This is a genomic window from Pseudonocardia sp. (assembly GCF_025465255.1).
In the GTDB taxonomy this organism is placed as follows: domain Bacteria; phylum Actinomycetota; class Actinomycetes; order Mycobacteriales; family Pseudonocardiaceae; genus Pseudonocardia.
In genome coordinates this window covers 1-7,982 of the sequence record NZ_JAODNI010000211.1, presented here as the reverse complement: position 1 = coordinate 7,982, position 7,982 = coordinate 1, and the positions used below count along the sequence as shown (strand labels likewise).

The following is a 7,982-nucleotide window of genomic DNA, read 5'->3' as shown; positions in this document are numbered from 1 at the left end:
GGCCACCAGCACGGACACCGCCGTCGCGACGATCGCCACGGCGGACCAGTATCCCAGCACCGGTGCCGCGATCCCGGCTGAGCGGGGGATCATCGACAGCACGCCGGGCAGGCCGACGAGCACGCACGCGACGCCGGCCCACGCTCTGCGTCCCACGTGCAGACCGGTGAGACAGGCCGAGATCAGCAGCGCGAGGACAAGCGCGGTGATGCCCAGCGGTTGGATCAGGACCAGCGAACCTGCTCCGAGGGCCGCCAGGTGCAGGGTGGCGCCGAATGCGGTCGCCGCCATCGCGGCCCACCATGCTCGGCGGCGCACGAGCCGGCCGATCAGGTCGAGGCCTCCGGCGACGTGCGTCGACGCCTCACGGTGCTGGAGGACTGCCGCCGCCGCGTAGCAGAGAGCGGAGACGAGGGCGAGCGCCACCGCCAGGAAGGTCTGCATCTTCACGAGGCTAGGTACCGCCCGGTTCGCCGCAGGGTCGCAGCGGGCAAGACGACAGCAAAACGTCAGGCGTCCTCGGGGACGGGGACGTCGAGCCGGGTTTGGTCAGGTAGCCGTCGGCACCGGCCTCGTCCGGTGCTCACAGTCTGCTCATAGGCGTTCTTGCAGTCCGTTTACCTCCGTCTGGCCGGTTCGAAGCCCGAGGGTTCCTAGGGTCGGATTCGGCGACGTCATCCGTGTCGCCGATCGAGGAGAGTCATGACCACCGTCCTTGCCCTCAACCCCCTCAGCGCCACCGATCTGCTGACCTCGTTCGGCACGATCGGGATCCTGGTCGTGCTCTTCGCCGAGACCGGCCTGCTGATCGGGTTCTTCCTGCCAGGGGACTCGCTGTTGTTCACCGCGGGCCTGCTGTGCGCGACGGGTGCGGGGAGCCTGCACCTGAGCCTGCCCTGGGTGCTGCTCGCCGCGGCAGCGGGCGCACTGCTGGGGGCCCAGGTCGGATTCTGGATCGGACGCCGTGCCGGCCAGGCACTGCAGGCCCGGGCGAAGCGACCGAAGGTGGCGGCCGGGATGCAACGGGCGGAGGAGCTGTTCACCCGGTACGGGCCGGCCAAGGCCATCGTCCTGGCGCGATTCATCCCGGTCGTGCGCACGGTGCTCAACCCGGTCGCGGGCGCACTGCACACCCCCGTCCGGACGTTCACCTTCTGGCAGGCCCTCGGCGGGCTGGTCTGGACGGTCGGCCTGGTCCTCGCGGGCTATGCGCTGGGCGCGTTCATCCCGGGCGTCGACCAGTACCTGCTCCCCGTGATCGCGCTCGTCGTGATCATCTCGCTGATCCCGATCGCCCTGGAGATCCTCCGCGAGCGTCGTCGCCGGCCCGATCCCTCGCGCTGACCCGGCACGGATCCCCTCCCCTCATCCCGGTTCGATTCCGCACCGGTACCCGACGTAAGGAGAAGGCCGATGCGGCCACTTCGCATCCTGCTCGGGGCGGACACCTATCCGCCCGACGTCAACGGCGCGGCGCGGTTCGCGGAACGACTCGGCGGCGGACTCGCCCGGCGCGGCCACGACGTCCATGTCCTCGCCCCCTCTCCGGACGGCCCCGCCGGCCGGTCGGAGCACGACCGGGTGACGATCCATCGCGTCCGTTCGCTGCGCTGCCCGGGACAGGCCGCCTTCAGGGTCTCCCCGCCCTGGCAGGCCGCGGGGACGGCATCGCAGCTGATCCGTGAGCTGGCCCCGGACGTCGCGCACGTGCAGGCGCACTTCTCGGTCGGCCGCGGCCTGGCACTGGCAGCCACGCGGATGGATGTCCCGCTGGTGGCGACCAACCACTTCATGCCCGAGAACCTGTTCGCCCACGCGCACGTCCCGGTCCGGCTGCGCGGGGGTGCGGCACGGTTCGCCTGGCAGGACCTCCGCCGGGTCTATCGCCGCGCCCAGGTTCTCACCGCCCCGACCCCGCGCGCCGTGGAACTTCTGACGCGCGAGACCGGCCTGCCCGCGATCCCGATCTCCTGCGGGGTGGAGATCGGGAGCTACGGTCACGGGCCGGCCGTCGAGTCGAGGCCCGCGACCATCCTGTTCGTCGGACGCCTCGACCCGGAGAAGCGGGTCGACGAGTTGCTCCACGCGGCCGCCCTGCTCCCCACCGATCACGAATGGCGGCTCGAGCTCATCGGTGACGGCATCTGCCGGGATGAGCTCGAGGCGATGGCCTGCACGCTGGGCATCGCCGCACGCGTCCGCTTCCGCGGGTTCGTCAGCGACGCCGAGCTGATCGCCGCCTACCGCGCCTGCGCCGTGTTCTGCATGCCGGGGGTCGCCGAGTTGCAGAGCCTCGTCACGCTCGAGGCCATGGCCGCGGGTAAGCCGGTGGTGGCCGCGGACGCGATGGCGTTGCCGCATCTCGTCCGGCCGGGGCACAACGGGCTGCTCCACCCGCCCGGTGACGTCCGCGCCCTCTCCGCCGCCCTCGCCGAGATCCTCGACGACCAGGTTCTCCGCCGTCGGCTGGGCGCCGCGGGCCGTGAGCTCGCGCGAGGCCACGACCTCAGCGCCACGGTCGAATCCTTCGAGGACCTCTACACCCGCATCGCCGGGATCACCGAACCGGGATCGCCGGTACTCACCTCCGCCGCCTGACCCTGATGAGACCTGAGGACGAGATGACCACACCTGATCAGGAGGCGCCCGTGGGCTCTCCCGCCGACACGACTGCACCGCCGCCCGCCGACTCGCTGCGGTGTTCCGACGCGGAGCGCGAACGGACCAGCACAGCCCTGCACGAGGCGGCGGGCGACGGCCGGCTGACCATGGACGAGACGGAGGCCCGCCTGGCCCAGGTCTACGCCGCCCGACACCGCCACGAGCTCGACGCGCTCACCGCCGACCTGCCCGCGCCGGACGTCCGCACCGGATGGGGACTGGTGATCGCGCTCGCCCGCCAGCAGCTGATCGACGACGTCGCCGCACTGGCAGGCCGTGGTGACCGGGACGCGGTGAGCCGGCGCAGGAGGGTCCTTCTCGCGCTCGCCGCGCTGCTCGTCGTTCTCGTCGTGGTGGCGATGACCGTCCTCGCCCTGCACGGAATCGTCGGCGAGGGTCCCGAAGAGCACGTCCATGGTTTGGACTGACGAATCCTCGTGACAGAGGCCTTCCGCCCGGAATGGATGCGGGAGGCCCGTGAGTCGCCCCGGCCTTGTCGCCACCGGCCTCGTCGAGCGCAGGTCCCGGGGCCGACCAGCCCGAGCCCGGTGACCCGCCCGACACCCCGGGCGCGGCCGACCAGGCCGATCCGGGCGACCAGGACGGCACCCCCGACGGCGAGACGGCCGGCGAGCAGCCCGACGCGGCCGACGGCCCCGGCGGGCACACCGACCCGTCCGGAGCCATCGACCGCCGGCTCGGGGGAGAGGCCGTGGATTCTCGATGAGCGCCTTGCTCGACAGGCTGCTGAGCATTCAGAGGCCGCTTCTCTATGCCTGATCGCAGCGGTGGTCTTCGTCGAAGACGCCTTGTTCGTCGGTTTCGTCGTTCCGGGTGAGACCGCAGTGGTGCTCGGCGGGGTTGCGACCGGCCTCGGGCACGCCTCGCTCACGGTGATGATCGTGGTGGTGGTGGTGGTGGCGATCGGAGGGGACAGCGTCGGCTATGAATGTCCTCACGCTGTTCAGCCGGTTCGCGCCTGTCGGCGCTGCTCGACGGCTGACGCGGGGCTGGGGGCCAGGCCGTGTCCCCTCACGGGACCGTTCCGCGCAGATTCTTGCCCGGTCCGCGGACCGAATCTGCCGCTTTCTCACCGCGCGGCGAGCATCCTTGTCCCGTGGTCACCTCTCCTCGCGGCCCGGCCGCACCGCTCGCGGAAGCGGGACCCCGGGCCCGACTCGCCTTTTACGGGGGTCGCCTCGCGGCTGGGCTGTCGCGCGCCCTGGGCCGGGCGGGTGGCGTGATCGGAGGCCGGGTCGCCCTGACCCTGGATCCCGGGTTGCTGAACCGGCTCGCCACGGACCGGACCGTAGTCCTGGTCTCGGGCACCAACGGCAAGAGCACGACGACCTCGATGCTGGCCCGCGCCCTCGAAGGCGACTTCTCCCCGGCGTGGAACAGCACGGGCGCGAACATGCCGGACGGTGCCGTCACCGCGCTGCTGGACCGGCCCGACGCCGGCACGGCCGTGCTCGAGATCGACGAGTCCTACCTGCCGGTGGTCATCGACGACACCCGTCCCGGGGTGGTGGTGCTGCTCAATCTCAGCCGGGACCAGCTGGACCGGGTGGGCGAGACGCGGATGGTGGCGAATCGCATCCGGGAGGCCCTTCGGCGCAGCCCCGGCACAACGGTGATCGCGAACGCGGCGGACCCGCTCGTCGTCGCGGCGGCGGGCGGAGCCGACCGGAGGATCTGGGTCCGGCCGCCGTCCTCGTGGCACCACGACGCGGTCGTCTGCCCGGAATGCCTGGACGAGATCCGCCACCACCCCTCGGGCTGGGCCTGCACGCGATGCGACCTGCGCAGGCCCGACGCGGACTGGACGGTCGACGAGGCGGCGCTGTACCGGCCCGATGGGGGCCGGCACCCGTTCGAGCTGCACCTGCCGGGCGCGGCGAACCGGACGAACGCCGCGTTCGCCGTGGCGGCCGCCGCCGAGCTGGGCGTCCCGGCCGCCAGTACCGTCCGGGTCCTGTGCGGCGTCCGCGACGTCGCCGGCCGGTACGGCTGGATCGATCGGCCCGGCGGCCCGGTGCGGCTGCTGCTGGCGAAGAACCCCGCCGGATGGCAGGAGGTCCTGTCGGTACTGGACGGGACGAGCTCCTCGGTGGTGATCGGCGTGAACTCGCGCCAGTCCGACGGCCGGGACCCGTCGTGGCTCTGGGACGTTCCGTTCGAGCGGCTCCGCGGCCGGACCGTCGTCGCCGTGGGGGACCGCGCCGACGACCTCTCCGTCCGCCTGCACTACGCCCAGGTCGACCACGCCCGGGCCGCGGACGCGGTCGCCGCCGTCGACTCGCTGCGGGGCGGCCCGGTCGACATCGCGGGTGACTACTCCACGTTCGTCTCGGCCCGGGCCCGTTTGGTCGGCGTATGAAGGAGCCGGTCGTGGGCGGCGCGTCCACCGTCCGTATCGGTCTGGTGTTCCCGGACCTCCTCGGCACCTACGGCGACGCCGGCAACGCGGAGGTGCTCCGTCAGCGGCTCCGCTGGCGAGGGATCCCGGCGGAGATCGTCCCGGTCACCGGGGACGTCCCCGGCGAGCTCGACCTCTACGTCCTCGGCGGCGGGGAGGACGCCGCCCAGGTCCTGGCGGCCCGCCGCCTGCAGCACTCCGGCGGGCTGCGCCGGGCGGCGGCCTGCGGCGCTCCGATCCTCGCGGTCTGCGCCGGCTTCCAGATCCTCGGCGAGCGGTTCGCCACGGGGGAGGTCCCGGCCCAGGCCGGGCTGGGGCTGCTCGACGTCACGACCGGCCGCTGCCCGAGGCGGGCCGTCGGCGAGGTCGTCGTCGCCCCCGATCCGATCCTGCTGCGCTGCCCGCTCACCGGGTTCGAGAACCACCTCGGAGCCACGAGGTTGGGTCCGGACGCCGGACCGCTCGGCCGGGTCGAGCGGGGCGTCGGCAACGGCGTGGGTGACGGCGCCGAGGGCGCGGTGCAGGGTCGGATGATCGCCACCTACCTTCACGGACCGGTCCTTGCCCGCAACCCCGAGTTCGCGGACCTGCTGCTGGGGTGGGTGGTCGGCGCACCGCTGGAACCGCTGACGATCCCGGCGATCGACGATCTCCGGTCCCGTCTCCTCAGGCAGCGCTCCGCGCGTGGCCGAGTGTCGGGCGGCTGAGTCGCCGGCTCGACTCCGGCGTGGACACGCCCGGACGCCGGCCGACCTCGGCCGGTAGATCCGCCCCGGTCCGACGACTGCGGGCCACCTTGCGTTCAGAACCGCTCCCTACGTTCACCAGGACGGGTGAATTGAGAGGTGGAGCGATGAAGCGGTGGCAGCGGACGGCCTGCGGCGCGGCGATGGCAGCGGTGCTCGTGCTCGGCGGCACGGGAACGGCACTGGCGAAGGAGAAGCCCGCGAAGGACACGTTCACGTTCGCGGTGATCGGCGACATCCCCTACGGCGACGCGCAGATCGCCGCGTTCCCGGAGGTCGTCGACCAGATCAACGCCGACCCCGCGGTGCAACTCGTCGGCCACCTCGGTGACATCAAGAGCGGCTCGTCGGTGTGCGGCGACGCGTACTTCGGGACGATCCGTACCCAGTTCGACCGGTTCGCCGACCCGCTCGTCTACACGCCGGGCGACAACGAGTGGACCGACTGCCATCGTCCGAACAACGGCGGCTACAACCCTCTGGAGCGGCTCGCCGCCATCCGGAAGGTCTTCTTCCCGCGGCCCGGACGCACCCTGGGCCAGGACGCCGTGAAGGTCGACTCGCAGGCCGAGGAGGGCCTCCCGGAGAACGTCTCGTACTCCCGGGCCGGGGTGCGGTTCGCGGCGCTGCACATCGTCGGCAGCAACAACGGCCTGCTCCCGTGGACGGGCAGCACCGCCCCGACCCCGGAGCAGGCCGCCGAGGTACGGAAGCGCACCGCGGCGACCCTCGAACTCCTCGACGAGACGTTCGCGGCGGCGACGAAGGACGAGAAGAAGTCGCGCGCGGTGGTGCTGCTGACCCAGGCCGACATGTTCGACCCGACCGTCCCGAACCCGCAGTTCGCGGACTACTCGTCGTTCCAGCCGATCGTCCGCGACATCGCGGCGAGGTCGGCGGCGTACGGCGGCCCGGTCTACCTGTTCAACGGCGACAGCCACGTCTACAACGCCGACACGCCGCTGGCCCCCGGCTCACCCTGGCTGGGCTTCTACGGAGTGACGACGCCGGCAACCAACCTGAGCCGGATCACCGTGGACGGCTCGACGGGCGTCGACGACTACCTCCGCGTGACCGTCAACCCGACCGGGGCCCAAGCGCTGACGGTGACGAAGGTGCCGTTCACGGGCTGACGTCGCACCGGCCCGCTCCTGCGTACACGCTGCCGAGTAGGCACCTCGGCGAACCGCGATCCCGCTGTAGCCGGGGATCACAACGGCGAGGACGACCGTCCTGGTGCTCCTCGGTGCGTCCCCGTGCTCGGGCGCAGGCCCGAACGCCGGGCGAGGTCGGCGATGAGCACCGCGGGCAGAGCGACCGAGAGACCCGTGCCCGCCCGGGCGCATGCCCGCACTGCCCGCAGCGCGGCGGCCGGAGCCCGACAGACCAACGCGGCGCCGACGACGTACCCGGCGGCGTGCAGATCGGCCGCTGCTGCGTGCAACCCGCCGAGGCGGTTCAGGGCGAACCCGTCGTAGGCGGCCCAGCACACGGCGGCGGCCGCGACCGCTCCCACGGTCGTCGACAGCGCGCCGATCGCACCGGCAGCGAGTGCCCCGAGCACGAGGCCGCCGACCTCGACCGTGCGGGCGCCCAACGTCCAGGCGAGCAGCGGTGCCAGGCGAGCAGCGGTGCCGCAGTGGCGACAACCAGACCGGCGAGGAAGGCACCGTGAGCGGACAACGGCGTGGCGGGCCGGTGGCCGTCGCTCCCGTGATGATCGGAAAGGAACACTCCTCCACCGTGCGCCGGACCCGGGGAGGTGGGCGGAAGCCCTGCGAAGCCCTGACGCCGGGGGAGCGGATCCGAACGCGTTCTTGACGCGGGAGGCCGCGATCCGGCGACTCCACCGACCTGCTCGACGTGGTGTCCCAGCGGCGGGCCCTGATCGCGTTGGCGTCCGGGCTCGGCCCCGGCATCAGCCCCGACTACGCGGCGCTGCAGCTCGCGCGGGTGTACGGGTGACCGGGCTGCCCAGGCGGAGGTCGAGCCGCTCGTGGCGCAGGCGACGGACGGGCGCATAATCGGGTTCCTCGGCGAGCCGACCGTCGACGTCACCGAGCTCAACCTGGCCGTCGCCGCGGCGCGGGCGAGGGGATGATCGCAGGGTGAACGGGCCGCACGGCATCGCAGGAGAGCTGCCCCGTCCCGGGGAG

General features: G+C 72.6%; 10 protein-coding genes. 8 read left to right on the top strand and 2 right to left on the bottom strand.

Annotated elements, in window-relative coordinates:
• On the bottom strand, positions 1 to 444 hold a 444-nt coding region (locus JWP64_RS26095), incomplete at its 3' end, for a DMT family transporter (RefSeq protein WP_297502363.1).
• A gap of 258 nt (positions 445 to 702) precedes the next feature.
• Here JWP64_RS26095 and JWP64_RS26090 point away from each other — a divergent pair.
• The 7 genes from JWP64_RS26090 (at position 703) to JWP64_RS26060 (ending at position 6,959) form a co-directional block, all read left to right on the top strand.
• The gene (locus tag JWP64_RS26090) at positions 703 to 1,344 is read left to right on the top strand and encodes a DedA family protein (RefSeq protein ID WP_297502361.1); all 642 of its coding nucleotides are present in this window, start codon (positions 703 to 705) and stop codon (positions 1,342 to 1,344) included.
• Between the two features lie 69 nt (positions 1,345 to 1,413).
• A complete protein-coding gene (locus tag JWP64_RS26085) occupies positions 1,414 to 2,598 on the top strand; it encodes a glycosyltransferase (protein ID WP_297502359.1) in 1,185 nt (394 codons plus the stop codon).
• 50 nt (positions 2,599 to 2,648) lie between these two features.
• Positions 2,649 to 3,089 carry a DUF1707 domain-containing protein gene (locus JWP64_RS26080; protein ID WP_297502357.1) on the top strand — a complete coding sequence of 147 codons (441 nt, stop codon included), beginning with the start codon at positions 2,649 to 2,651 and terminating at the stop codon, positions 3,087 to 3,089.
• 65 nt (positions 3,090 to 3,154) lie between these two features.
• Complete coding sequence (locus JWP64_RS26075; protein WP_297502355.1) at positions 3,155 to 3,388, top strand: hypothetical protein; 234 nt, start codon at positions 3,155 to 3,157, stop codon at positions 3,386 to 3,388.
• A 513-nt stretch (positions 3,389 to 3,901) separates the two neighbouring features.
• Positions 3,902 to 5,041 carry a MurT ligase domain-containing protein gene (locus JWP64_RS26070; RefSeq protein ID WP_297502354.1) on the top strand — a complete coding sequence of 380 codons (1,140 nt, stop codon included), beginning with the start codon at positions 3,902 to 3,904 and terminating at the stop codon, positions 5,039 to 5,041.
• An 11-nt stretch (positions 5,042 to 5,052) separates the two neighbouring features.
• On the top strand, positions 5,053 to 5,787 hold the full coding sequence (locus tag JWP64_RS26065) for a glutamine amidotransferase (protein ID WP_297502352.1): 735 nt from the start codon (positions 5,053 to 5,055) through the stop codon (positions 5,785 to 5,787).
• A gap of 146 nt (positions 5,788 to 5,933) precedes the next feature.
• On the top strand, positions 5,934 to 6,959 hold the full coding sequence (locus tag JWP64_RS26060; RefSeq protein ID WP_297502351.1) for a metallophosphoesterase: 1,026 nt from the start codon (positions 5,934 to 5,936) through the stop codon (positions 6,957 to 6,959).
• A gap of 77 nt (positions 6,960 to 7,036) precedes the next feature.
• On the opposite strand, the gene JWP64_RS26055 is transcribed toward JWP64_RS26060, so the two are convergent.
• On the bottom strand, positions 7,037 to 7,423 hold the full coding sequence (locus JWP64_RS26055) for a hypothetical protein (RefSeq protein ID WP_297502350.1): 387 nt from the start codon (positions 7,421 to 7,423) through the stop codon (positions 7,037 to 7,039).
• Positions 7,424 to 7,822: 399 nt separating this feature from the next.
• On the opposite strand from JWP64_RS26055, the gene JWP64_RS31705 reads away from it, so the two are divergent.
• On the top strand, positions 7,823 to 7,927 hold the full coding sequence (locus JWP64_RS31705; RefSeq protein WP_366890613.1) for a hypothetical protein: 105 nt from the start codon (positions 7,823 to 7,825) through the stop codon (positions 7,925 to 7,927).
• Positions 7,928 to 7,982 lie beyond the last annotated feature (55 nt).

Bases quoted from the DNA above. Each gene is read 5' to 3' on its own strand.
- JWP64_RS26085 (WP_297502359.1), top strand. From the start codon at position 1,414: ATGCGGCCACTTCGCATCCTGCTCGGGGCGGACACCTATCCGCCCGAC.
- JWP64_RS26090 (WP_297502361.1), top strand. From the start codon at position 703: ATGACCACCGTCCTTGCCCTCAACCCCCTCAGCGCCACCGATCTGCTG.
- JWP64_RS26060 (WP_297502351.1), top strand. From the start codon at position 5,934: ATGAAGCGGTGGCAGCGGACGGCCTGCGGCGCGGCGATGGCAGCGGTG.